This is a genomic window from Allorhodopirellula heiligendammensis, from assembly GCF_007860105.1.
Taxonomy (GTDB): domain Bacteria; phylum Planctomycetota; class Planctomycetia; order Pirellulales; family Pirellulaceae; genus Rhodopirellula; species Rhodopirellula heiligendammensis.
Window position 1 is genome coordinate 1616559 of the sequence record NZ_SJPU01000002.1, and the last position, 25370, is coordinate 1641928.

The 25370-nt window shown below is 57.8% G+C and carries 17 protein-coding genes; 5 read left to right on the forward strand and 12 right to left on the reverse strand.

Annotated features, from left to right (window positions below; all coding sequences use genetic code 11):
• Positions 1–114: 114 nt before the first annotated feature.
• The 4 genes from Poly21_RS16370 to Poly21_RS16385 all read right to left on the reverse strand — a co-directional run bounded on the left by Poly21_RS16370 (position 115) and on the right by Poly21_RS16385 (position 3540).
• Positions 115–1209: a hypothetical protein gene (locus Poly21_RS16370; RefSeq protein ID WP_146407987.1), complete on the reverse strand. Its 1095-nt coding sequence runs from the start codon at positions 1207–1209 to the stop codon at positions 115–117.
• Positions 1210–1277: 68 nt separating this feature from the next.
• Positions 1278–1604, reverse strand: a complete 327-nt coding sequence (locus tag Poly21_RS16375) for a hypothetical protein (RefSeq protein ID WP_302119218.1) — start codon at positions 1602–1604, stop codon at positions 1278–1280.
• A 134-nt stretch (positions 1605–1738) separates the two neighbouring features.
• On the reverse strand, positions 1739–2047 hold the full coding sequence (locus tag Poly21_RS16380; RefSeq protein ID WP_146407988.1) for a hypothetical protein: 309 nt from the start codon (positions 2045–2047) through the stop codon (positions 1739–1741).
• 917 nt (positions 2048–2964) lie between these two features.
• A complete protein-coding gene (locus tag Poly21_RS16385) occupies positions 2965–3540 on the reverse strand; it encodes a hypothetical protein (RefSeq protein WP_146407989.1) in 576 nt (191 codons plus the stop codon).
• A gap of 193 nt (positions 3541–3733) precedes the next feature.
• Here Poly21_RS16385 and Poly21_RS16390 point away from each other — a divergent pair, with 193 nt between their 5' ends.
• Positions 3734–7558: a PVC-type heme-binding CxxCH protein gene (locus Poly21_RS16390; protein WP_146407990.1), complete on the forward strand. Its 3825-nt coding sequence runs from the start codon at positions 3734–3736 to the stop codon at positions 7556–7558.
• Positions 7559–7627: 69 nt separating this feature from the next.
• Here the strand turns inward: Poly21_RS16390 and Poly21_RS16395 are convergent, their stop codons facing one another.
• From Poly21_RS16395 to rpmE, 5 genes are all read right to left on the reverse strand, one after another.
• Positions 7628–8428, reverse strand: coding sequence for a class I SAM-dependent methyltransferase (locus tag Poly21_RS16395; protein WP_146407991.1), 801 nt, complete (start codon positions 8426–8428; stop codon positions 7628–7630).
• Entirely contained in the window at positions 8425–9450 is a 1026-nt protein-coding gene (locus tag Poly21_RS16400; RefSeq protein WP_302119222.1) for a glycosyltransferase family 2 protein, read from the reverse strand. Before Poly21_RS16400 ends, Poly21_RS16395 begins: the two co-directional genes overlap by 4 nt.
• Positions 9451–9541: 91 nt before the next feature.
• A complete protein-coding gene (gene prmC, locus Poly21_RS16405; RefSeq protein WP_146407993.1) occupies positions 9542–10438 on the reverse strand; it encodes a peptide chain release factor N(5)-glutamine methyltransferase in 897 nt (298 codons plus the stop codon).
• A gap of 54 nt (positions 10439–10492) precedes the next feature.
• Positions 10493–11575: a peptide chain release factor 1 gene (prfA, locus tag Poly21_RS16410; RefSeq protein ID WP_146407994.1), complete on the reverse strand. Its 1083-nt coding sequence runs from the start codon at positions 11573–11575 to the stop codon at positions 10493–10495.
• Positions 11572–11820, reverse strand: coding sequence for a 50S ribosomal protein L31 (gene rpmE, locus Poly21_RS16415; RefSeq protein ID WP_146407995.1), 249 nt, complete (start codon positions 11818–11820; stop codon positions 11572–11574). The genes prfA and rpmE overlap by 4 nt, the downstream gene beginning before the upstream one ends.
• A 541-nt stretch (positions 11821–12361) precedes the next feature.
• Between rpmE and Poly21_RS16420 the strand changes: the two genes are divergently transcribed.
• The 4 genes from Poly21_RS16420 (at position 12362) to Poly21_RS16435 (ending at position 20852) form a co-directional block, all read left to right on the forward strand.
• Positions 12362–16354, forward strand: a complete 3993-nt coding sequence (locus tag Poly21_RS16420; protein WP_146407996.1) for a S1 RNA-binding domain-containing protein — start codon at positions 12362–12364, stop codon at positions 16352–16354.
• A complete protein-coding gene (locus Poly21_RS16425; protein ID WP_146407997.1) occupies positions 16351–16845 on the forward strand; it encodes a hypothetical protein in 495 nt (164 codons plus the stop codon). The genes Poly21_RS16420 and Poly21_RS16425 overlap by 4 nt, the downstream gene beginning before the upstream one ends.
• A gap of 500 nt (positions 16846–17345) precedes the next feature.
• Complete coding sequence (locus Poly21_RS16430; protein ID WP_146407998.1) at positions 17346–17876, forward strand: rhodanese-like domain-containing protein; 531 nt, start codon at positions 17346–17348, stop codon at positions 17874–17876.
• A 12-nt stretch (positions 17877–17888) separates the two neighbouring features.
• Positions 17889–20852, forward strand: coding sequence for a VWA domain-containing protein (locus tag Poly21_RS16435; RefSeq protein WP_146407999.1), 2964 nt, complete (start codon positions 17889–17891; stop codon positions 20850–20852).
• A 44-nt stretch (positions 20853–20896) separates the two neighbouring features.
• Here the strand turns inward: Poly21_RS16435 and Poly21_RS16440 are convergent, their stop codons facing one another.
• From Poly21_RS16440 to Poly21_RS16450, 3 genes are all read right to left on the reverse strand, one after another.
• On the reverse strand, positions 20897–22120 hold the full coding sequence (locus tag Poly21_RS16440) for a hypothetical protein (protein ID WP_146408000.1): 1224 nt from the start codon (positions 22118–22120) through the stop codon (positions 20897–20899).
• 269 nt (positions 22121–22389) lie between these two features.
• Positions 22390–23196: a dienelactone hydrolase family protein gene (locus tag Poly21_RS16445; protein WP_146408001.1), complete on the reverse strand. Its 807-nt coding sequence runs from the start codon at positions 23194–23196 to the stop codon at positions 22390–22392.
• Between the two features lie 138 nt (positions 23197–23334).
• Positions 23335–25365 (reverse strand): MutS family DNA mismatch repair protein, encoded by a 2031-nt coding sequence (locus Poly21_RS16450; protein ID WP_146408002.1) that lies wholly within the window; start codon positions 25363–25365, stop codon positions 23335–23337.
• Positions 25366–25370 lie beyond the last annotated feature (5 nt).

The following is a 25370-nucleotide window of genomic DNA, read 5'->3' on the forward strand; positions in this document are numbered from 1 at the left end:
CTCAGACGTCGAAATGAGCTACTTTTCCGTATTTGCTACTTGAGAGTGCGCACCTCAATCGTTATCGGCACGGGAACGCAATCATCTGTTGCGTATCAGAGGCGGTCGTCCCGTTTAACCGGCGTCCGCGAATAGCTCTCTTGCCCGCCGACGCATGTGGTAGCGGCGATGGGTACGGAGACTACGCATCGCGTCAACACAACCGGGGCGTCCCGCTACCGTACCAAACAGCTTGCCAAAATCGCTAACCAGTTCACACCACGAAGCCCGATCCAAGCCCAGACGCTGCAGGATCGGCGGGACGCTCGCGGGTGTTCTGCCGCGCTTGCCAGAGGCCGTCTGGCGGGCGGTCCAGTCCAGCAATTCCAAGTAGCTCGCCAGCGACATGGCCAGAAAACCTTTCTCACTGCAGCGCTCTTTCGACTCGCTCTCACAGGGGCCTACCGGATCGACTAGCTCGTCGATCGAAACCGGAGACAGGAACGAATCACGCCGATGACGCAATTTCGACGCAGGCGTTCGCTGCGACTCTCTTCTAGCAGATGATTCGTTTTGGGCTCGCTCTTGCGCTGCCTCGATTCGCCGCTGCACCGACGTGAAGTCGCACTCTTCGAGTCGCTCGCACAGCGCGGCTCGAATGGGATTCAAATCCACGTACGCCGCACACGCCAGCAAGGAGGCTTCATCGGTCAACCGGGTGGCTTTGTAACGATCTTGGAAAAACCGGCCGTGTTCTTCGTCTTCACGATTCGCCCGCATGGCCACACGCTGGCACAGCAACCGCATCCACCAGCTGATATCACTCAGCCTGCTACGAATTTCCTCCCGCTTGATCGGGCAACCCGCGATCGAGTTAATTTCAGGCTGCGTTGGTTCCATGGCAGTGCCATCAGGCTTGCGGCGATGCGGGCACAGCATCAACCACCGGCGAGCGACTTCCTTGTCGTCCCAGGTCGCCACCACGTCGGGGCGCGAGCGCAGGATCAAATGAAAGTGATTTGAGAGCAGACTAAAGCACAGCAGGTCAATCCCGAAAGAGGCAGCAAATTGTTGCAAATACTGTTCAATCCATCGCTTGCGATGGTCGAAGTTCTTTCCAGAGATCGGGTCATCTCCCATCAGAAAGCAACGTCTGACGGTGCGGCTAAACACATGCGCCACAGCAACTTCAGCAGGATCAAAAACTTCCGCTCGACACATCCGGGCCATCACTCACCTCACTTGGCTTTGCACTCGGAAAACTCAGTCAAATCATCATTACCCTGAAGAGCGGCAGGTCAACACCTGAAAAGAGCTATGTCCCCAGGCTCGCGCAACCAGCGGCGAGCGACTTCCTTGTCGTCCCAGGTCGCCACCACGTCGGGGCGCGAGCGCAGGATCAAATGAAAGTGATTTGAGAGCAGACTAAAGCACAGCAGGTCAATCCCGAAAGAGGCAGCGAATTGTTGCAAATACTGTTCAATCCATCGCTTGCGATGGTCGAAGTTCTTTCCAGAGATCGGGTCATCTCCCATCAGAAAGCAGCGTCGGACCGTCCTGCTGAAGACATGCGCCACAGCAACTTCGGCGGGATCAAAAACTTCCGCTCGACACATCCGGGCCATCACTCACCTCGCTTGGCTTTGCACTCGGAAAACTCAACCAAATCATCATTACCCTGAAGAGCGGCAAGTCAACACCTGAAAAGGAGCTATGTCCCCAGGCTCCTCTCCCCAGGCTCCTCCCTTGGAGTCGATCTTCATGGACGTTTCCCCTTGGCGGTTTTCGGCTTCGATGCTCTCGGCTTCGCGGGCGGTTCAAACTTCACGACAAGGCGACCTCCGGCGGCATCGGCCAACGCGGCAACGGCTCCGAGTGATGCCGGCCGGTTTCGGGTGAATAGCTGACTGACGACCACGGGATTCAATCCACCGGCTTCACCGACTTCGGCGCTTGTTTTGCCTGCCAGGTGTGGACGAACTTCGTCGAGGATAGCGGCTAAGTCGATGCCATAGTCTGCCGGGGCGGTTGCCGGAAGAACCGACGCCTGGGTGGCTTCGTGCCGCAAGTGTGGCAGACTTCCTGTCCGTCAACAAGAAAGGCCACCTTGAGGTGGCCTCGTCAAGCGTCGTTCACTCCGGTTCATTCGGTAGTTGCTCCGAAACTACCCCCGTCCCGTTTGATTTCCGCGTCCCGTTTGATTTCCGACAACGAAAAACGGCAGCCGATAGGCTGCCGTTTCATTGCTTAAATCCAGTGCAGTGGGATGGTTAAACTACCTCCGTCCCCTTTGATCGCTTCTGATCGCTTCCCGGGGACTAAACTGTTACAACCTTATCGGGCTTGTTCGCTAACGATCCTCCGTCCATCTACCAATTTTGGAATCGTAGTAGCATGAAGGATACCCACCGTCGGTAGCAAAAATAAGTACAAAGCTTTTCCCATCCTGTCGCACTAAGTATTTCCAGGATTTTGTGCCTGCATCGGGAGGAGGGATTACTGAAAGATAACCTGGAACTAGCTCATCAAGAGTATCGGGCAATGAATTATTCGACTGCTCGTGCTTCGCAATGGCCTTGATTATCTTGTCCCCGGATGACATTGACGTGCTGATCTTTTTGGTGGACCAGTTGGAACATGCCGGTAGAAAAATGCAGCTGCATACGAGCATACAGTACCAAAAGATAAAAAAGTTGCTCGACCTCGCACGTTGCTTGATCACGACGTGCTCCCCCCTGAGGAATTTCCAGACCCTGCGGAACCGCCTCCGCTGGCTGTTCCAGCTGGGTCGATCCGGGGATCGTCCTCAGATGTCACGAGTGTTCCATTTTTTACCGCCTCTGTACATGCCTTCTCCACATGGTACGACACATCGCCGCAAAGGTACCCCCTCTCGGCAAAACGTATTCCAATCCGCCTCCCTATTGGATTATTAAATTGATCAACATCACTATCGGGAGAGATACCTAGGGACATAGCTCTTTTTCAGGTGTTGACTTGCCGTTCTTTAGGGTAATGTTGATTAAATTGAGTTGTCCGAGTGCGAAGCCAAGAGAGGTAAGACGCCTGCAAGTGTCTCGCCGATCCTGCAGCGTTCGGGCTTGGATCAGGCGGCGTGGCCGAACGGGTCAGGGCCGTGCCACCGTTGGTTCCATACTCGGCCGAGGCGATCATGCGGCCCACGGCGTCCGGGTAGCTCGCTGAGTACTGAACACGTGCATTGGGCGTCGCCGAGGGCGAGCCCAACTCACCGGTCTGGGCGGCCGGGGCATTGTGGTATCGCTGCCGCCGGGAGGCTTGGATCGAATTTCCCGCATCATCGTAAGCCATGTCCGTTTGCGAGAGGATCACGTCGCCGGTGACGTTCAGGGCATCGGCATAGGTCGTGTCGTTGCCATAGCCGGTATACGAGTGGACCATCCAGCCCGTGCTGTCAAAGACTTGTTTGGTAAAGCGGCTCGAACGCCCCGGGGCCTCGCCGCTGACGTTGAGCGTGACCTTCTTGCAGCCCGCTTCGTTGTGATCGGGCGCTAGCGGGGCGTGCGTTACTTGCTCGAACAACTCGGCGTATTCGACGATGGGCGGCGAGGCCCCGGGCGGTTGAGTGTCGCCCGTCGTGGCGAAAGCCCGGCTGCTTACGCGGTACGGCTCAAGGATACTGGTGCTACCACTACCACTTGTTGACTGACTACAATAATCGCGTTGATGAACTCTCCTGCTAATAATACCACCTGCAACCCCTTCTCTGCCTGTCATGCTCCATCCGATCGTCATCCGGCCAATTCTCGCCTTGGGCGTGTTGCTGAGCCTCTGCTGTAGCGGCCCCGTTTCCGCCGCCGATCCCGCCAAGTCCAAACCAATCAGTTCAGGGAACGCTGCGGCACCCGACCAACAGGTTTTGCCGATCGAGCAAGGGCAGCGGATTGCGGCGGTAGGCAACTGTTTGGCCGAGCGGATGAATTTGTTCGGCAATTTCGAGACTCGGCTGCAACTGCGACAGGTCGATCGAGACATTCGCTTTCGCAATTTTGGCTGGCCCGCCGACGAGGTCGGGAATCGTCAGCGCCCCAACAATTACACCGTCATTGACGATCCGCTGAAGGTTTTCTCGCCCAATTTGTTCTTATGTTTTTACGGGTTCAACGAATCCTTCGCGGGCGATGACGCCAAGTCTGTCGATGCATTCATCGCCGACTATCGCAAGTGGATCGCCGAGCTGAAGAAGACCTACTCGAGTGCGGGAGAAGCAACGCGATTTGTGCTGGTCAGCCCAGTTGCTTTTGAGTCCGAGTGGACGGACGATCCGCTGCACAACCGACTGCACCCAGACGCCGACAAACGCAACGCGAGTCTGGCGATCTATCGTGACGCGATCAAGAAATTGGCAGCCGAGGATGGGCACCGCTTTGTCGATCTCTTGGACGATACTTCGACCAAATTCAACCAAGAACAGGGGCTCCAGTTCACGATCAACGGCGCTCACCTCAATGAGGCTGGCGACGAATTGATGGGCGAACTGCTCGATCAAGCCCTGTTCGGCACGGATGCATTGTCTGACGAAGAAACAGATCGTTTTCAACGTGTGCGGACCTGGGTTAACGACAAGTCCTGGCTGCATCTGCAAGATTATCGGATGCTCAATGGATGGTACGTGTACGGTGGTCGCCGTACTTGGGACACGGAGACGTTCCCGACCGAGTATCGGAAAATCCGGGCAATGGTAGACGTACGTGATCAATACATTTGGGACCTCGCTGCGGGGCGGGAGGTAGCTGATGAGCCGGATGACTCCGGCACCGGTAGCGTTGTTGTGCCTCCCACCATGTTCGGAACACGAGATGAGAATTTCCGCAAGTGGCGTGAGCCTGAGGAGCTCGTTTATCCGACTCCCGAAGAATCAATCAGCATGATGAAAGTCCCCGAGGATTTTCGCGTGGAGTTGTTTGCTTCTGAAATTGATTTCCCCGAGTTGGCGAACCCGAACCAAATCGCCTTTGATGCCAAAGGGCGCTTATGGGTGTCGTGCATGCCAAATTACCCTCAGTGGCAACCGGGGGCCCAACGTCCCAGTGACCGACTGCTGATTTTAGAGGACACCGATGGCGATGGTCGGGCGGATAAGACTACCACGTTCTATGACAAGCTCATTTGCCCAACCGGATTTGAGTTCGTCAACGGCGGTGTGCTCGTCGTTGATGAACCGCGCATACTGTTTCTGAAAGATACCGACGGAGACGACCACGCCGACGAAGTCGTCCAGCTCATCGACGGCATCGCGACGGGTGACACGCACCATGCGATGGGCGCTTGGGAACTGTCTCCCGGTGGGCTGCTCTACATGCTCGAAGGTATTGCCATTTCCACCAGCGTCGAGACGCCTTGGGGACCCTTCCGTAATCGGGATCGCGGGGGCGTGTATGTCTTCGACCCGATCACAATGAGATTTCGGCACTTCGTCACCCCTGGCTACGGTAACCCGTGGTGCATGGTCTTTGATGAATGGGGACAGGGAATTGTCGGTGACGGCACGAATGCCAAACAGCATTGGGCGACGCCACTGTCGGGCCAGGAAGTCACCACTCGCAAGACTCTCGAGCCCGTGTTTGACAATGAAGGAATGCGGCCTGCGGTCGGCAATGAGTTTCTCTTCTCAAGACAGCTACCCGATTCCGTCCAGGGAGAGTTTATCTACGCCTGCGTCATCAACATGCACGGCATGCCACGTTTTACGTTGCACGACCAAGAGGGCACGGCCGGATACACCGGCAAGAGAATCGATGATTTGCTCTCGTCGACCGACATGATTTTCCGGCCCGTTGACCCCAAAATCGGTCCCGACGGAGCGATTTGGTTTGGTGATTGGTGCAATGCCTTGATCGGACACATGCAGTATTCCCAGCGTGATCCCAACCGCGATCATACGCACGGCCGCGTCTATCGGATGGTGTACGAGAAGAAGCCGCTGCTAGAAACGGCTGATTTCGATGGAGATTCGGCAGCGGAATTGTTTAAGCAACTCGAGGTCCCCGAGCTTCGCACTCGCTACCGCGTGCGGCGTGAACTGCGAGAACGCCCCAAGGCCGAAACCGCTGCCGCGTTGAAGGCCTGGCTGACCGACGACAGTGACGCACAGCAACTATGCGAGGCAATGTGGGTGCAGGAGAGCTACCGCGATCTCGATCCGGAATTGATCACCCGAATCATGCAGAACGATGATTTTCATGCCCGCGCCGCAGCCGTGCACGCGGTCTCCAACGAGATGGATCGGTTCCCTGGTGCGTTTGAGTTGATTGCCAATGCTGTCAGCGATCCCCATCCCCGAGTGCGTCTTGAAGCCGTGCGGGCATTGAGCTTTTTCCCTACCGAAGAGGCGCTGGTGGCTGCTCTCGCGGTCACCCAGCACCCCATGGACTACTGGATCGATTATACCCTCGAGCACACCTTGCACGCTTTCGAACCGATCTGGTCAGGCCACGACAAGGACGCCGATTTTCTGGCGTCCGCTCCAGAGGAGTTTAAGCGATATTTCCATCTTTACCGTGCCAAGAGTGGGCCGGGCGGCGAGGCCGTGCAGCCCTTGATGCTTGCCGAAGATGTAGATGCCAAGATGGAACACCGGGACGCTGCCATCAGGCAGTTGGCAGGCATTCGTGGCGGCAACGCTGCACGTGGCGAAGGCGTGTTCAAGCAGGTCTGCTCGGCATGCCACAAAATCGGTGATCTTGGCAAAGAGTTTGGCCCTGATTTGACGGATGTCGGCACTCGCTTTGACGGTGAAAAAATCATTCGCTCAATCCTGATGCCCAATGATGAAATCTCCAAGGGTTTTGAGACGGTGATGCTGCTCGATTACGATGGCATGACCCATTCAGGTTTCATCCTGAAAGAAGACGATCAGTCAATTTCATTGGGGATTGCTGATGGGAAAGAAGACACGGTCCTGAAGGATGAAATCGAAATTCGCAAAGACATGAAAGCGAGCTCGATGCCGGAGGGTTTGGCCAAGACGATCGCGCCGATTGAATTCTTGGACTTGGTGGCGTATCTCAAGGCTCAGAAAGACGCCAAACGTGTCACACAACGAGGCCGTGGCAAGCATTCACGATGGGTACGGACGGAGTATCGTAATCCTCCACCGCTGCGTAAGCACGCCGACTCCATCGAAGTGTCGCAAGACGCCTGGCTGTCGCTCGGTCCCAATTTTCCAAACTCGAATTGGAACGACCAGACCCATCTGTTTCTCTCGCCAGCACCTCGAGCCGATTTTGATTTCGCGTTTCATTCGGATCACGATACTGATTCGCCTTACGTGACAGTTCGCTTGGCTCAAGACCAAGAGATCCACCATCTGTTCTTACGCAATCGTATTCAGAGCACTTTTCACAACCGGGCGGATGGTCTGACCGTGTGGATCAGCGAGGATGACGAGAATTACACGAAAGTCTGGGCTTCGGAAAAACCGCAGCTTGAATGGATGATTGACTTCCCTGCCGGCACGCACGCGAGATACATTCGCATCGGCTTGGCCGGTGCGGGCACGTTCCACCTGGATCAAGCGATCGTGTTTGGTTCGCCGTGAACGAGCTGCTCTCTGCTGAGTGACCCTGAGACCGTCCTAGCATCAGGGTTGCTCGCTGAGGCAGACGGTCTATTCGAGCCGATGGGTGGCGTCCCAATAATCACGTGTTTCCGCTGAGCTGCTCGCCTTGCCCAGTTCGCACGTCAGCGTCATGCGATCGATGATCCGCTCGGGTGTCCGTCCAAGAAACCGTTTGACGCGATTCTTGATGCCCAGTTGGGGCGATCGGTTCAGGAGCTCAGGATGGTTCAGTAACTCTTGGTGGGTCACGTGCAGGCCGAGGGTAGCAAGCGTGTCGCGTAATCCCTTGGGATTGAAAAACGTCACCGATGTGGGCTCATACGGGCTGTCCCCTTCGGTGGGGCAAAACATCAGCGGAAGATCGGGGTCGTTGAGCATCACGCCCGTCTCCAAGATGATCTGGCCGCAATCGGTCAGCAGATCTCGTAGTAGCTTCAGTGCCCAGAATGGATACCGTAAATGATAGAGCACACCTGCGAAGATGATGGTGTCAAATTTTCCGAACGTTTCGGCCGTCAAGTTAAATAGATTTTGTTCGTGCATTTGCACATTGGAATTCAGTTCCGGGATCAATAATTCGACAGCTGCTCTTGATAAACAGTTATCGATAGCGACCACTTCGGCGGCGCCTCGCTGCTCGGCTTTAAACGAATACAGGCCGTCTCGGCAGCCGATGTCGAGGACACGTTTGCCGGACAGATCTGCTCGATCCAACGCCGCCAGTACGCCCTGCTGAGTAGGCACATACTCAGGAATCCCTGGGGTTCGGATATTATCGGTCAACTCGATGAAATGATAGAAATGATATTGAGCGATCTTTTTCTGTAGTTCCACTTCTCGCGGGGTCATGACGGCGGGGCCTTGAAATCAGGTTCAAGAGTCGGATAGGCGTAGTCAAGATAGTTCTGGCGTCGCACCCACTCCAGCAACGTGGGTGAAGATTGCACGCAGACGCGGTGAAAATCGAAGCCGCGTCGATAGGCGAGAGCGAATCGAGCTTGGAGATCGTCCAGTTCTTCCGGGGGCCACAGGATTCGTCGCCAGTGTCTCAACCATCGACGGGCGGCAGATGCGTCCGCAGCCGAATCGAGGGTCGGGTGTTCACCGTCGCGAATCTGGGTGTACGAGTCGCAGACGCCCTGATAGAACGCGCGCTGGGCAAAATAGTCCAACGTCAGACGCTCCTGGCCAATGTGGTGAAAGACCAGAGCGGCGGGATTGTAGACCGCCCGCTCGCCCGCCGCATCGATCTTGCGACTCAGCCCGGTCTCGCCATCACCTTGAAAGTGCTGCAATGATTTGGGAACGCAATCGGGATGAAAACCGCCGTGCTGGAGTAGCGTGTGGCGACGAATGGCGTAGTTGAGTCCCCAGACGAGATCAGTGTCGATCTCGACGGGTGCAGCCGTGTTGAGTTCTAGCAGGCTCAGCTGCGCCAGCTGGCGTCCGCCACAGGGTGTCGGTCGCCAACACTGCGGCAACCACGCGGGCGGTTCGATCTCGAAGGCCGGGAGGCTGGGGCCGGTCGCCAGCACAACCTCTGCGTCATTGAACACGCTCGACAGTTCCGTTAGCCAATCAGACGAGACAGTGATGTCGTCGTCGATGAATACCAGTAGGTCGCCGCGAGACTCTTGCACGCCACGATGGCGCCCTGAGAGCAGGCCGGGCACTTCGTCGTAAACAATTTTGAGGTGTAAGCAGTCGTACTGCTGGGCGACGCGATCGTAGTCGACCCTATCGGCGAGGCGAGCTTGCTCGTTCAGCCCGTTTTGGACGACGACCACATCTTCGGGGCGATCGGCCAGTGACGCTAGCGACTGAAGTGTTGGATCGAGGCACCGCAGTGTGTTGGCGGTGGGGATGATCACGGAGCGTTTCATACGATGCCGAAAAACGAACTAAAAAGGCTGGCGTATCACGGTCATGCGAAACTCGCGTGGTCGTCTCTGGTGGGCTCGCCTAAGCGGTCTGTCCCAGTGACAGAATTCGCTGGTGGCCAGCGAGGTCGCGGATCCGCTTGATGTCGTTCCATTTTCCGCTCCCCTCGGCCATCGCCTTGCACGAGTCCGCGATCATGGGGCTGTACTCGAGGACGAGTCGACCACCGGGGAAGAGATGAGCGGGCGCGTCGGCCAAGATACGAGAAATAATTTCAGTGCCGTCTTGGCCGGCAAGCAAGGCTCCGCGAGGCTCGTGATTGCGGACGGTATCGGGTAGCGAGTCGTACTCACTTTGGCTGATGTAAGGTGGGTTCGAGCAGATGACGTCGAATTTTGCGTCAGCTTGGAGTGCTTCGAACAGATCACTTTGCATGAGCGTGATGCGGTCGCTGAGTTTTTGTTTTTCAACATTCCAGCGGGCGATGTCCAGGGCGGCGAGTGACACGTCCACGGCGACCACTTCGGCATCCTTGAGGTTCTTAGCGATGGCGATGGCGATGGCGCCGCTGCCGGTCCCAATATCAAGGATTCGCAACGGTCGATCGGCGACAGTCGCGGCAATCCGCTTGGCTTGATCAATCGCTTCGACAACGAGATGTTCGGTTTCCGGCCGGGGGACGAGCACATTCTCATCTACGCGAATCGGAATGGAGTAGAACTCGCGAAAACCAACCAATTGGGCCACAGGGGCCCCTTCGCCACGCCGCCGAACCAGTTCTCGGAACGCGATCCGCTGTTCGTCAGAGGGGACTTCGGCAAAGGCTGTGTAGAGTTCGATCCGCTCGCAGTCGCGGGCGTGGGCGAGCAAGATCTCAGCATCGAGACGCGGCGATTCACTGCCACGCGACTTGAAAAAATCCGAGGTCCACTGCAGCAACCGCAGCACGGTCCATGGTTCGGTGCTGGGGGTAGTCATGAAAAGGAGCGTCCGTTGCCAAAGAATCCGTTGTTGAAATAGTACAGGACCGGTTCAATCGATCATGTCACCGCGGAGTTGATCACGGTCGTACTCAATCAACGCTTCGGTAACGGGACTGAGGTCACCGGCAATGATTTGATCAAGCTTGTAGAGGGTGAGATTGATGCGATGATCGGTCAAGCGATTTTGCGGGAAGTTGTACGTGCGGATGCGTTGACTCCGGTCACCTGATCCGATCAGGCCTTTGCGAGTCTCGGCTTGTTTGGCCGCTTCCTCTTCCCGCTTCTTTTCGTAAATGCGTGCCTTGAGCACTCGCAGGGCCTTCGCCAAGTTTTTGTGCTGGCTCTTTTCGTCTTGGCACTGCACGACGACGCCGGTTTCGTAGTGGGTCAACCGGATCGCCGATTCGGTCTTGTTGACGTGCTGGCCACCGGGTCCGCTGGCGCAGAACTTATCGACTCGGTAATCGTCTGGCTTGAGGTTGACCTCGACGTCTTCGGGTTCGGCCATCACGGCGACGGTTGCCGCCGAGGTGTGCACGCGCCCTTGGGTCTCGGTTTCGGGAACGCGTTGGACGCGGTGCCCACCGGACTCATATTGCAGGTCGCGGAAAACGCTTTCGCCTTCGACGGTCAGCATGATTTCCTTGAACCCGCCCATCTCCGTTGGGCTGGCGTCCATCACCTCGGTTTTCCAGCCTATCTGCTCGGCGTGGCGTCGGTACATCTCGTAGAGGTCACGTGCAAACAGTGCGGCTTCATCGCCGCCGGTGCCGGCGCGGATTTCCATCACGCAGCGTGTTCGGTGCGAATCATCGCCGCCGACGGTGAAGCTGAGCAGGTCTTCCCACAACACTTCCCGCTGGGAGCGGAGCGACTTCATCTCCGCTTCGGCCATTTCGCGTTCTTCGAAATCGTCGGTCTCTTCCGCGATTTCTTGGCAGCCTTGAATTTCTTCACTGAGGCGTTTGAACTCGCGATATTTTCCGACAACGCGGGCGAGTCCGCCGTGCTCTCGCGCAGCAGCACTCATCTTCGCCCCGTCGCTGAGAACGGCGGGGTCAGCCATGTCAGCTTCGAGTTTCAGGAAGCGCGCGAGCTTTTCTTCGAGATTGTCGCGGATCGAGCCGCTCACTTGCTAGCTTTCTTTGCCTTTTTGGGCTTTGCCAGGCTACCGTAGGTGCCCGCAGCAAATTTCTTCTGGAATTTGTCAATCCGACCCGCGGTGTCGACATACTTCAGTTTGCCGGTATAGAACGGGTGACAATCGCTGCAAATGTCGATTTTCAATTCGGGGCGAACACTCCGGGTTTGGAATGTGTTGCCGCAACCACAGGTGACGGTGGTGTCTTGATAATTCGGGTGGATGCCGTCTTTCATGGCTGTTTACACAAAAAAATGGGCTGATTGAGACGCGTTTCCGAAGGTAGAACGCGAGGAGTGTGCTGTTTTGAACAGCAAATAGTACGCGAGAGCTGCCATGCAGTTCAAGGGCTGACAGGCGGATTGTCGTGATTACTGATGCGGTCGGAGCCGCTCGCGTGACGATTGTAGCTAGGCGACGGCGTCGCTCGGAGCGGTGGATGGGCAGCTCCGCTCTGCTTCCGAGCGGGTGGAGTCGGCCAGGCGACGATACTGACGACGGACGGAGCCATCGGTCACCAATATCGGCCATGTTGACAATGGGCGGGTCGCGGGCATATGTTTTCCAGGCTCGATTTCGAGCGGTTTGCCTATGGTCCTCGCAGCGTTTCGATCAAGCTGGTTTCGTATCTGTTTTGGAGGATGCGTTCTTTGCCTGGTAGAGACACCCTACGCGACGGTGACCGCTTGATCTTCTTACCCACTTTTGCATGTTTCGCGGACGACCGTTTGACTCTCGCGTCGTCCCCTTCAAGCTAGTAAAGCGACCGAACATCTGATGAACGTTGATCTGGACGCAATTGCCCAACGCGGGCATTGCGAGGTGTCGAGTTTACGTTTGGCCCTGCCGTTGATTGAGCAAGGCTACACGCCCCCGTTTCTGGCCCGTTATCGGCGAGATGAACTCGGGGGGCTCGACGAGGCGAGTCTTTGGGCGCTTTCGCACGCGGTGCGATCTCAGCAGCGCTTGGACGAGTATCGCGATCAGTTGAATGCGGCCTGGCAAGTAACGCAGTTAGCCGATCCCGCCCTCGGGCGTGCGATCTCGGGGGCCAAATCGCGTCGGCTACTGGATCGACTCAGTCGCCGGATTAAATCCGAAGCCAGCGAGTCAGGTAGTTTAGCCCAGCGGCTCGCCGTCCGGTTGCTGAGCCCTGAGAAAGGCGATGGCGAGGATTTGGAGGCGATTGCCGCGTCGCTCATCGAAGCTTCCGCCAAGGCACCCCCGCGGGCTGACGCCACGGAGGTCTCCGCGGAGACGTCTGAATCCACCGAGAGTTCGCCGGCGGTGACTCCGACGACCGATACCGTCCTCGCTAAGCTCGACGACGCATTGGCCAAGCGACTCAGTGGTGATCCGCGAATCATGGGCGCTGCCGTCCGTTGGCTCTCGCGAAATGCCAAAATTCACGTCGTCGAAGTCACTGACCCACATGGCGGCGAAGACGACGAAGAAGTCAAAGCCTCGGCAAAATCCAAGAAGGCCGCCAAGAAACGCAAGAAAGGCAAGTCGCAGCCTAGCGAAGCAGTTGCCGTCGCGACCGCTCCTGCCGCTGACACCCAGGCCGAGAATTCTTCTGCCGAAGGATCCAGTGCCGAAAGCCCCAGCGTTGATGGCTCCAGTGCCGAAGATTCTGGTGTGGCGGGCGTGGACGCTTCTGCCGTCCGAGACGCGAACGCCACCGATCCGGGTGCTGTCGCGGCAAATGTTGACGCGGTTGCACCAGAAACGCCAGCGGTAGCGGAAGACGCTCCGCATGGCGAGGCGACGCTCAGTGCCGATGCGCCGGCGACAGCGTCGGCCAGTCCCGCTGAATCCGCCTCGTCAGCTCCCCCTGCGCCGGCCGTGTCCGCGGATGTGACGCCTGCAGTGACCAGCGATGAAGCGGCGCAATCCAGCGTAGCCGATGTGGAAACTCAGCCAGCAGCGCCTGTTGCTGAGGCGGATGCTCCCGCCACCGACACGAATGCTGAGCCTGTGGCACCTGCAGAGAACAGTGCGTCGGAGATCCCCGCCATTCCGAGTGGTTTCGGCACGCCGAAAACAAACACGGAGGGTGCGGAATCTGCGAGCGAGCAGAGCGTCCCTGCCAAACCTGCGAAGAAGAAAAAGGTTTCTCCTCGCCAACGCCGTCGTCGTTGGCTCGTCAGCACGCTCAAGCCGCTCGCTGGCAAACGCATGCCAGCCGCAAAACTGAGCGCATTCCAAATTGTGATGCTCGGACGGGCATTGCGAAGTCAAGTTGCGCAGTGTGCGTTTGATTACGATGCCGCTCAATTGGTCGCGGAAATGCAAAAGGCTGCGACCAACTTGAACCGTCATTTTGGCGATCACTTGGCCGGCATTGTGGTCGCTAACGAAGCCGCATTACGTGATGCCGCTGAGGGTGCATGGTGGGACGAAATCCAAGAGCAAGCCTCCGCTCGGCTCGTGTCCATTGCCGCTGATAATCTGCATAGCCAAATCAATCGCGGTGGTGTTTCCGCTAAGGTTGTGATGTCGATCGACGCCGTTGGCCCGCGCACGGCAGCGACTTCGATCGTCGCAGCAGATGGCCGCGTGCTGCATAACGAAGACATCCCGTGTCAATTGTCGGCGGCGATGCGGACTCTCGCAGTGACCAAAATTGGCGAGTTGATTCACCAGCACCACGTTGATTTGATTGTGATTAGCAATGGTCCGGCGCGACGGGCTTGCATGATTGCCATTGGAGAATTGATCAAGCAGTCTGCTGAGCATTCCATTCGGTGGACGCTGGCCGACCGCAGTGGTGCTGATGCGTATGCGGGCAGTGCGGCGGGCGACCAGGAAATGAAGTCGACTCCGCGGCGATTCCGCGCTGCGGCATGGATTGCCTTCGCGACTCTGCAGCCTTCCCAAGCCATGGTCAAGGTCGATCCTTTGAAGCTGCGGTTGGGGTCGTTCCAACGCGAACTTTCCGATCAAGCAATTCTGGACGCGCTCGAGGATGTGTTAGTTAGCGGTGCCGCTCGTGGTGGCGTGGATGTCAATTCGACGACGCCCTCCTGGCTTGAGCGACTGCCGGGCATGACACGCCGAACTGCCGACGCGATCGACGCCCAGCGGCGTGAGAAGCTGATTGGTTCACGAGATGATCTGCTCGCTCGGGCGGATTGGCCGTCGGCCATTCATACCCGTCAAGCTTTGCCATTCCTGCGGGTATTCAGCAGCGAAGAAACGCTCGACGGTACCTTGATCCATCCGGACGATTATCCGCTGGCGAAGCGGTTGGCCAAGGCGCTGGACATCGAGTTGCCGCCGGCATCACCGTCGGGCTACGAGCTACCGGACTACAGCACGCCGGCACCGAGCGAAGCCCCCGCCACCGCCGATGCAGTCAGTGACGAGGAGTCAACCGCCGACGAATCTGCCGAGGAGACATCATCGTTCGGACCAGCTGAGACAACGGAGTCGGACACTGCTGATGCGGTTCTCAGTAATGGCGATGCCGCAGCCGAAGCGAGCGACTCGCCCGCGACCGAGGGTGAAGCAGCCTCGGAAGTAACCGCGAGTGCTGAGGGCGAGTCATCGGCAGCGAGCGAAGTGGCTGAGTCAAGCGACGATCCGGCAGCCACCGTAGCGGCTGCTCAATCTGATTCCGAGTCAGAACCCAGTGCAGAGGAACCAGCGACTCCCGCCCCTGCAGAAACCTTCCGCCAAACAAAACCAGAACGGGCGAAAGTCGAAAAACTGATCAAGGAGTGGCAGGTCGGCGTGCATCGATCGCTGCAGATTGTCAGTTGGTTGTGTGAGCCCTTTGGTGAGGGCACCGTTAGTGGCCCATCGCCGGCGGTGATGAATAGCATGCCCGCCCTCAGCGACCTTAAGCAGGGCGATCAAGTCATCGGCGTCGTCGTGGGCGTGATGCCCTTCGGCGTGTTCGTCGAACTGACGCCCGAGTGCAGCGGTTTGATTCACGTCAGCCGGGTGTCTGACGGGTTTGTCGAAGACCTGCACGAGGCCGTTCAGGTCGGCGACGTGGTGACCGCCTGGGTCACGGGGATTGATAGCAAGCGCCGCCGCGTTGGGTTGAGCGCCATTTCCCCGGAACGCGAAGCCGAATTGCAGTCGCATCGCCATGACGCACGCGGACGCGGTCGTGGGCCAGCGGGTGGCCAGGGCGGCCAACGCGGTGGCGCACGTGGCGGGGCTGCGGCCGGTGGACGCGAATCCGCCGGAGCGTCGCGTGGCCGAGGTGGCTCGGCGGCAGGCACTGCCAACGCAGGTCCTGGCGGGCGCAGCTCGGGCCCCGGTGAGCGCAACTCCGCGACCGGCGGTGGCCAGCGACGGGATAATCGAGGTGGTGGCGGACGCGATGGCAATCGAGGTCGCTCCGGTGGTGGCGGTCGGCGCGATCAACGCGGTGGCGGTCGCGGACCACGTCGTCCCGAAGTCTACGAAGTCGTCGGCAAAGAAACCGATTCAGCACCACTCACCGAAGCGATGCAGAAGGGCAAGGAGCCGCTGCGGTCCTTTGGCGACTTGATGCAGTTTGTCACGAAAGACAAAGCCCCCGCAGAGAAGCCGAAGGCACCCCCAGAAAAACCTGTGGAGCCCGCACCAGCGGCCGCAGTCGATAGCGAGCCAGCAAAAGCTGAAGCCAAGCCGGAGTCCGTGGCAGATGCTGCCGTGGTATCGTCGAGTGATGCGGCAAGCGGCTCAGCACCAGTGGATTCAGCGCCCTCGGCGGGGGCTGGCGAGGCGGCCGAAAAGACGGCTGCCAATGCAAGTGAAGGAGCCGCCGAATGAGCGACGATTTTACATCACGACTTGAGTCCGCGATCGAGCGTGGGCGACGTCGGGGCGAATATCAAGCTTCGGAAGAACGCCGCAAGGAACTCAGTGAGGAGGATCTCAAGCGGCTGCATACCTCCTATCGCTTATCGCTGTCGGACCGGATCGAGACTGCGGTTCACCGTGTCGCCGAGCATTTCCCCGGCTTCCGCACCGAAGCCATTTTCGGTGAAGAGGGCTGGGGCGAGGCGTGTTTTCGCGACGATCTGAGGATTGAATCCGGTCGCCGCAATAACTTGTACAGCCGACTCGAACTGGTTATTCGTCCCTACAGTGACCTCGGTGTGCTTGACCTGAAAGGCAAGGGCACTGTGATGAACCGCGAGATCTTTAATCGCGCTCATTACACGAAGATTCAGGATGTTGATCCGGAAGAGTTTTCCCAGCTGATTGATACCTGGGCGATTGAATACGCTGAGCTCTACTCCGCGAAGAGCAACGCTTAGAACCGGCTGCTGTGTGGCCGGTGATCCGGCCGGCATTGACTCCCGCCCGCGAGGATTGCCCGCCAACCTCGGGGCGCCAGAAGTCGATTTCAGTGCTGATGAATTCTACAGCGACTTGACCTGTGGAACAGCACGGTTGCGTCCCAGTTGGGGCTCATCCCGATGGGGTACAGGGGCGATCATCTGATTTTTAATAGGTCGCGAACCAGTCCGAGTGAAAAACCGCGGACGCTTCAGGGGGAAGCGAGGCACGGCAGGCAACGAGCTCGTCGGTAATTCAATCGACACACCGGTTGGCGTGCGCCGCCGCCGAGGCCCGGCGCACTTGACCCCAAGGGCACCTGCAAAGCTTGACAGTGCCGTTCACTAGTGGGGGTTCGTGCGCCCCGCCCGATTGTGTGCCAGCGGCCAACGAGTTTTCGGTCGCGCTGACGCTGCGGTACGTTATATTGGCACGTGGTGGAGTGTCTTTTGAAACGCATAACCTCGAAATAGCAAGCATGTACAAATCGGTCGCCTTCCTCGCCCTGGTCCTATTCTGCGTGATCGAACCAAAGATCGCAGCGGCGCAGATTCTAGACTTTTTCAGCAGCGGACCAGCAATTGAAACAATCGAGACCGCCGACCTGAACGTACTGATTACCGCCCGGCAGCAAGCCGAAGCCAAGGCAACCGCCGCTGGCGAGCAACCCGAGGAGGCCGGTTTCGTGCTCGTCGATGTACGTAGCGACGCCGAGCAAAAGGTGTCCTTGATTCCGGGGGCCATCACGAAGGCCGCCTTTGAGAAGGACGCGAAGAAGTACCAGGATCGAACCGTGATCGTGTACTGCCTCAGTGGTGGTCGAAGCAAGGCATATGCGAAGCAACTCGTTGGTAAAGGTGCCAAAGTGAAGAACTATCAGGGAAGTATTTTGGCGTGGGTAAACGCCGAGCTACCACTGGTCACACCTGAGGGAAAGCCGACGAACCGAGTTCATACCGTCAGCGATCGTTATCAGGTTCCTGCCAAGTACGAACAAGTTACTCAGTGATCAGCGTTCTCCATGCAAATTACCTTTGATGCACCGGGCTACTTGTGGTTGCTGATGCTACTGCCACTGGTGGCGATCTACGGCTACCGGCATCTGCAGAGTTTGGGGCGACTGCGTTGTCTGCTGGCAGTGGTGCTGCGTGTCTCCGTGATCGCAGCGGTCGTGCTGGCGATCGCGGGTGCGAGGCTGGCTTGGACGACCGATCGGGTGTCGGTGATGTATGTGCTCGATCAATCGGAAAGCATCAATGTCGATCAGCGTGAGCGGTTGTATGAGTTTGCACGGCGCAATGCAGCGGAGCATCGCAGTGCATCACGCGAGGATTTGGTGGGCGTGATCCTATGTGGCGCCGATGCGTCAATTGAGGTCCCCCCTTTTCACGATGATCTGCCGAGCGTTTCCGGACGCAGTCCAGTCGAGATTCGCACCGATGCGACCAACCTTGAGCAAGCCCTGACGTTGGCAGCCGCGTCCATGCCAACAGATACGCGGCGACGAATCGTCGTCTTTACCGATGGCAATGAAACCCAAGGACACGTCGAAGAAGTAGCGGCACCGATCATCGCATCGGGAATCGGTATCGACTTCGTAGCCGTTTCGCCGCAGGCGGGCGCGGATGTGATCGTCGAGCGAATTGACATGCCCACCGAAATCCGCACGGGGCAACCACTCGAAGCACGTGTGGTTGTCGAGAATATCGTCGATGCAAATGATGTGACACCCACCGACGATTCAGAGAGCGTCGACCAATCGCGGGAGTCGACACAGGCCGGGAGTCGCAGCGTTCAAGGGCGATTGCGAATCACACGAACGTTCAACGGCGAGGAAGAGTTGTTGGCCGAGCAGTCTGTTGAGGTTGCTCCGGGGAAGAATGTGTTTCCGCTACGGCACACGATCACACGGCCGGCACCCTATACGTACTCTGCACAGTTCATCGCAGATTCGTCCGCAGGCGACTCGCGGCCGCAGAACAATCGGTCGAACACTTTCGTCAACGTTCGTGGCAAGAGTCGGGTATTGCTGATCGAACCCGCTAACCAATCGGAGGATTGGACAAATTTTGTTGACATGCTGCGTGAGGAGTCGATCGAAGTTACTGTGCAACCGAGTCATGCCACGTTCACTTCCCTCGCGGAGCTACAAGCGTATGACGCGGTCATCTTGGCCAATGTGCCCCGTGTCGGTGGTGATTCCGCAAACTCCATTTCGCAGTTCACCGACGATCAAATCTCGCTACTCGTTCGCAATACCCAGCAACTCGGTGCCGGTTTGCTGATGATCGGCGGTCCCGACTCGCTCGGCGCAGGTGGCTGGACGGGCACGGAACTGGAAACGGCCATGCCGGTAGATTTCGAGATCAAGAATGCGAAGGTCAACGCAGTGGGTGCTCTGTCGCTGGTTATCGATAGCTCGGGATCGATGGACGGTGAAAAAATGGTGCTGTGCAAAGCTGCGGCGCGGGCGGCGGTGATGATGCTCGGGCCCAGCGATTCGCTCGGCATCATCTCATTTGACTCCGCCGCACATGAGGTCATTCCCATGCAAAAGGTCGGACAACGCTCCCACATGCTGCCGATGATCGGTCGGATTCGACCGGGCGGAGGCACGGACATGTACCCCGCGATGCGGCAGGCCTTCGCCCAATTGACGCGTGCTAACGCGTCGGTCAAACACATGATCGTGTTGACCGACGGACAAACTCACGCAAATGACTTTCTCAGTCTTGTTCAGCAAATGAAGGCTGCGGGGATCACGGTTACCGCCGTCGCGATTGGCCAAGGTGCCGACGTGAATCTGCTCCGGCGGATAGCCAATGCAGGAGGTGGCAAGCTCTATCATGTGATATCTCCCAAGGCGATCCCACAGATCGTGATGCGGGAGTCCCGTCGGGTTTCGCGGCCGCTGATCTTTGAAAGCGGTGAAGGTGTCCAACCGCAGATTACCTACTCGCACGAATTGTTAGCAGGTATCGATACCCCGCCGCCGATTCATGGCTACGTCATGACGACGATGAAAGACAGTCCTTTGGCTCAGGCGTTGATCCAAGCACCCGGGCCCCAGGAAACGAATCATCCGATACTGGCAGTTTGGCAATACGGGCTTGGTCGTTCAGCCGTCCTTACCACCGACGGTGGCCAACGGTGGGCCAGTGACTGGAATTCGTGGTCGGGCGACTCCAAGCTGGTCAGCCAACTGGTGCGGTGGTTGATGCGACCGGCGGGTGATACGGGCCAGTTCTCACTAGCGACAATCGTACGTGATGACGGTGTCGAAGTTGTTGTCAACGCACTCGACGCTCAAGATCAGTTTTTGAACTTCCTCGAACCCGCTGGATCAGTGCTCGGACCCGACATGCAGCCGATCTCGCTGTCCCTCAGTCAGACATCACCGGGGAGATATGCGGGAACATTTCCAACCGATCAAGCGGGTAACTACTTTATCCAAGTCATTCCCGATGCATCGTCGGCTCCACTGACGACGGCCGTGACGGTCTCGACCACCAAGGAATATCGGGCCCGACAGATCAATACACCCCTGATGGATCGTGTTGCGAAATCACAGATCGACACGTCATCCGGTGGAGAGGTCGTGCGTCTGTCTGAGGTGGATGCGGACCAACCAATTGAGCTCAATCCGTTCCGTAGCGGACTGGCGGCGATTGGCTCGATCCGCGATGCGTGGCCCATGCTCGTACTGCTCGCCTGCTGCCTGTTCTTTGCCGATGTGATGGTGCGTCGCATCGCGCCACGAATGGGGTGGGTAAAGCAGTTCCTGTCATCGGCCGCCACGGAACCGGAGAGCGTTACCGCCAGCGTCAGCCGCCTCGATGCGCTCCGCCAAGCGAAGTCTCGAGCCCATGCGAGCAAGCCGCCGGCACCTATGGAACGACCGCTGGCTGAACCGGCAAGCGAGACGGAAGAACTTAGCTACAGCGAACGCCTCTTACGTGCCAAGCAGAACGCACGACGCTCGTAAAGTCGTGGATGGCGTTGCCGATCCAATACTCCGCGCAAACATCATCATGCCGCAGGCGGACCTACGCCTATGTCGAGCGATTGATTGGATTCGCCATCCGGTTCGATATTACCCTCATCGTCCTGGCCGTTCTGACCGACGCTGTAAATGATCCAGCCTTCATCCGTCGACTTCGATAGCAACGGTTCTCCACTGTAGGGATCGAGGATCGCATCGACCGGTAAGTCTAAATCGCTAAGATCAACCGGTGTTTGTTGGTCAGCACGCGACTGGATCGTGTTGAGTACTCGCACACAACGCTCTGTGGCGAGTGTGCGGGACATCGCATCGCGAGCGTTCTCGAGCGAAGGGACAAGGAGCTCTGTCATGCCGGTGGCGGTCACCTGGGGTTGTGGTGATGATTCGAATGGCAGCGGCGCTCCGATAGCGATTTGTTCGCTCATGTATTCGATGTAGTTTTCCAATTGTGGTGTCAACGGAAAAATGGGGAGCGAGAATCCGCGAAAGCTATCGATCCCGTACGCACGCTCAGTTTCGAGCATATGCTTGAACTGATCGGTGATTGCTGACTGCCTGAGTTCGTGTTCGATCGCGGCATGGGGCTCCGGCTGCAGTGTTTGGGTTTGCAAGATACCGTTGAGCTCGTTGAGGATCTGGCTTCGACACGCGATATTGACTAGCCACGAGACCAGTAGCGGTGTATCCCCCTGCAACTGAATCAAACGCAGTTCTTCCAGGCAGACCGCAGTCGCTTCATCCGGTTTATCGATTGCTACGAGATACCGAGCACGGGCAATCTGAAACCGTGCGATGGCGCGAACATCCATGTCCAGCAACTGCTCCATCAGATCGTTGGGTGCTGAATCGTAGTTGAGCGGCCAGGCAAGTTGGGAGCAGCGAGATGCTTTGGCGATCGGGTCAGCAAGGTGGGGATGTGCGTCCAGAATGGTTTTGAGTTTTGTGGAATGGTCTGACGTCAATCCAGTCTGCCAAGAGAAGTCCTCGTCAAAAGCTATCGGGTACACTTCATTGACGACCTGTCCAATCTCTTGGTTGATCGGTGTGAGATAGGTCGCGGCATTATCGTCGTCAGCGACCGGAGCGGGCCTGAGATCCGCGATCGACACCGGCTCGCCACGCTCTCGGACTGGTGCCAGCGCCGCTTCCACAGCAGCAAAAGACCGCCAGCAAAAGAACGCGGCAACGATGATCACGACCGCCGTTAAGCAGAGAAGGATTTTAAAAAAACGAACCAGCCGACGTTTCATTTGGAGAGCTCCGCTACGAGATACTCGGGATCGCCGAGTGAGTGCATGCCAATGAGCCCGGCAGTCATCGGATTTTGTTTGTCAATGGCATCAGCGAGTTCGCCACTTCCGTATTCCGCCCGGGTTCAACAACCCAGGCCTGATGCGCGACCGGGCGGGGCGAAATTACGGCGCGGTTTTTTCGAGAAATGCGAGAATACCAGTTTCTCAGTGCCGGAGGCCGACCCAGACAGACAATGGAGTCGGCCTTCAGCCTGACCGATCGGCTTCTACTTGGCGGTTTTCTTGAAAACATCCTGATCAAAAATTTCCGCGAAGAAAATCCGCATCGCCGCCCAAGAGCGACGGTCTGCGTCCGCGTTGTATGCGGCACCACGAGAGTTGTCATTTCCCGCCATGGGTTGCGTGAATGAATGCACAGCGTGGGAGTAGATGTTCATTTGCCAGTCCACCTCGGCCGCATCGAACTCGGCCACGCAAGCCTTGATATCGGCCTCGGGTACGAATGGATCATCTGCTCCGTGGCAGATGAGGATCTTGGCCGCGATGTTTTTGCCGTCGTCGGGGGAGGGGGAATCCAAGCCGCCGTGGAAGCTGACGACGCCATTGATTTCCGCTCCGCTGCGGGCCAGTTCGATGACGCCAGTGCCACCAAAGCAATACCCGATCGCGGCAATTTGGTCTTTGTTGACACCGGTCTGTTTGCGCAGTTGGTCCAGGCCCAGATTGAGGCGACGGCGATACAGATCTCGGTCCTGCTTGTAGATCGTCGCGGTCTGGCCCGCTTCCTGGATGGTACCGGGTCGATCATCCTGGCCGTAGATATCCAACGCGAAGGCGACGTATCCCAGTTCGGCGAGCTGTTGGCACCGCCCTTTCTCATAAGCGGTAAGTCCCATCCACTGATGCACGACGAGCACGCCTGGCACGGTATGACCGGTGACAGCCGGATCCCACGCGACGAATCCCTCGAGGGTCACGTCACCGTCTTGATACTCGACGGTCTTGGTGCGGACTTCAGCAATCGCGTGCTGGCAAACAAACAGGGGTGCGAGTATGAGAAACAGGAAACGCATGGATAAAACTCCAGTTATTGTAAGCGTGGAACAGTGGTAGCGGCGAGAGTCGTCGTGCTCTCTGTAGAGCTGGCCGTTGAGGCGCTGCTGGGGAACGGCCCGTCGAAGCGAAGGGCGACACTCATAGGATACTCGATCCTATTCGGACTTCCGACCTTCTTCGCCCAAGCCAACCATTTCGAGCAGACGCAAGGCATTGGTGGTCGGCGAAACGCCTGCTCGCATGGTGTAGTCGAACGTCATTCGTTCATCGCCGTCGGCATCGGGAGTGATGGTCTCGCGAAAGTGAACCGTGTGAGCGATGCGTGCCAGCTCCGGTTCGTCGGCCAACTCAAGATCGTGAGTCGTGATGGCGCCAATCGCTCCGCTGTCGACGAGCATCCCTAATACACGGGTCACGGCGATCTGCCGCTCGCGGCTGTTGGTGCCTTGGAGGATCTCATCGAGCAAGAACAGGAGACGGGGTGAAAACGCGGTAGCGGAGTCTTCAGCCAATTCCGTGTTGGCGTGTAACTCGCGAGCATGTTCGACCACGGCAGCGAGTCGGTTGAGTTCGGCCATGTAGAACGACACGCCTTGGCTCAAATCGTCACTAACTCGAATACTGGTTGCCATTTCGAGCGGCGGCAGGCGCATTGACTGGCAGCACACCGGTCCGCCTGCCATCGCCAGCGAGACATTCAGTCCCACGCTGCGGAGCATCGTGCTCTTGCCCGACATATTGCTTCCCGTCACCAGGAGAAGCGTGCCCGACGGACCGATCGTGACGTCGTTTCGAACACGAACTTCGTCACGCAGAAGTGGATGGCCGAGACGTTCGCAGGCCAACACGACGTTCTCGTTTGGATTGACTTGTTGTGCGGCATCCGTGCCTGATTGGATCCACTCGGGCGATGCCCAGTTGGGATACTCGTCGGCGAGGGCAGCAAGCGAGAGTAGCGATTCAAGTTCTCCCAGTGCGACAAACCAGTCGTGAACTTGCGGGCTGTATTGTTCTTTCCACGCCTCCAGCCGGCGCAGCACCCGCACGTCCCACAGGGCAAATGCCTGTAGCGGTAGATAGATCAAGAACGTAGCGGCGGAATGCTTGAGTGATCCCGCCTTGGCGACCACTGCGAGTCGCGTCATCGCGAGACTGGCGGATTCTCGTTTCGACGCAGAGCCTAGCAGCCTTTCGCGGATGCGCCCGACCGTGTCACCCGGCGCTGTGTTCTCAGGTGCAGCGGACGGGAGCAGCTCAGCGGAACGAAATAACTCCGCATAGTCTTCCACGCTGCGGCGAGACTGAATCGCAATGGAGAAAATCTGAGCAACGGGCCCGAGCAGCAGCGATCCTATCGATAGATTGACCACCGCGATCGCGATTAACGCGACGAAGGAAAACCGGGTGAGGTCTCGATCCTCGGTAAAGGTTGCATAGATCAACACGACGATGGCAGCAATCGCGAGTGCCGCAGTGAAATTCCCCCAGGGAATCAGCCACCGACGTGATGGCAGCCACATTGGACTGGCGGCCCACTTCACAAATGAATCGGGATCGCCCGTCGAGGTGCCGACTTCTCGGGCGAGCGTGTAGAACTGCAATCGCTCCTGACGAGCCGGCGCAAGGGCCTGAACCGCATGATGCCGCTGCATTGCGGTGTCGGGGTCAGTCGGGCGAGTTAACCAGTTTGCGAGCGTTCGTTGGCCGGGGGTGGTTGCCGCCATGGAAACAAGTTGGAACAACGACGCATCGCCGATCAAGTCCAGGTCACCCGCTAACGCACCTTGGCGACTATCGAGCTGAATCGCGTCGGCGACGTTCCCGAGGGAATCATTTGCGAGTGCTTGCCAGTCGCGGTCGAGTCGACGAACTAAGCGACGCAGCGTCCGCGACCGACTTTGTAGAATCTCCATTTCATTTCGCACCGTCTCGTTGCGCACGACCGCGACCAGGAAGGCGACCAACGCGACGACAGCGACGGTGATCCAAAAAGGATGCCCGGTTGTGATCGCAAAGCCAAACCCGATGACGAGGAAAAAAAAGAGGCCAACTCGTATGCTACCCAGTCGCGAGTCTCGCGCGGTCAAGCTTTCCAGATCGCGGTCGATTATGGCGAGTTGGTCGACGTAGCGTGCATGCGCCTCGCTGCAGCCACCAGATTCTTCATGGGAAAGGAAATTCGACATCCGGT

What these genes read in the sequence shown, in the direction of transcription:
- Poly21_RS16440 (WP_146408000.1), bottom strand. Translation starts at nt 22,120, where the DNA reads ATGAAACGTCGGCTGGTTCGTTTTTTTAAAATCCTTCTCTGCTTAACG.
- Poly21_RS16420 (WP_146407996.1), top strand. Translation starts at nt 12,362, where the DNA reads ATGAACGTTGATCTGGACGCAATTGCCCAACGCGGGCATTGCGAGGTG.
- Poly21_RS16450 (WP_146408002.1), bottom strand. Translation starts at nt 25,365, where the DNA reads ATGTCGAATTTCCTTTCCCATGAAGAATCTGGTGGCTGCAGCGAGGCG.
- Poly21_RS16435 (WP_146407999.1), top strand. Translation starts at nt 17,889, where the DNA reads ATGCAAATTACCTTTGATGCACCGGGCTACTTGTGGTTGCTGATGCTA.
- Poly21_RS16425 (WP_146407997.1), top strand. Translation starts at nt 16,351, where the DNA reads ATGAGCGACGATTTTACATCACGACTTGAGTCCGCGATCGAGCGTGGG.
- Poly21_RS16395 (WP_146407991.1), bottom strand. Translation starts at nt 8,428, where the DNA reads ATGACCCCGCGAGAAGTGGAACTACAGAAAAAGATCGCTCAATATCAT.
- Poly21_RS16430 (WP_146407998.1), top strand. Translation starts at nt 17,346, where the DNA reads ATGTACAAATCGGTCGCCTTCCTCGCCCTGGTCCTATTCTGCGTGATC.
- Poly21_RS16375 (WP_302119218.1), bottom strand. Translation starts at nt 1,604, where the DNA reads ATGGCCCGGATGTGTCGAGCGGAAGTTTTTGATCCCGCCGAAGTTGCT.
- prmC (WP_146407993.1), bottom strand. Translation starts at nt 10,438, where the DNA reads ATGACTACCCCCAGCACCGAACCATGGACCGTGCTGCGGTTGCTGCAG.
- Poly21_RS16445 (WP_146408001.1), bottom strand. Translation starts at nt 23,196, where the DNA reads ATGCGTTTCCTGTTTCTCATACTCGCACCCCTGTTTGTTTGCCAGCAC.
- rpmE (WP_146407995.1), bottom strand. Translation starts at nt 11,820, where the DNA reads ATGAAAGACGGCATCCACCCGAATTATCAAGACACCACCGTCACCTGT.
- Poly21_RS16370 (WP_146407987.1), bottom strand. Translation starts at nt 1,209, where the DNA reads ATGGCCCGGATGTGTCGAGCGGAAGTTTTTGATCCTGCTGAAGTTGCT.
- Poly21_RS16390 (WP_146407990.1), top strand. Translation starts at nt 3,734, where the DNA reads ATGCTCCATCCGATCGTCATCCGGCCAATTCTCGCCTTGGGCGTGTTG.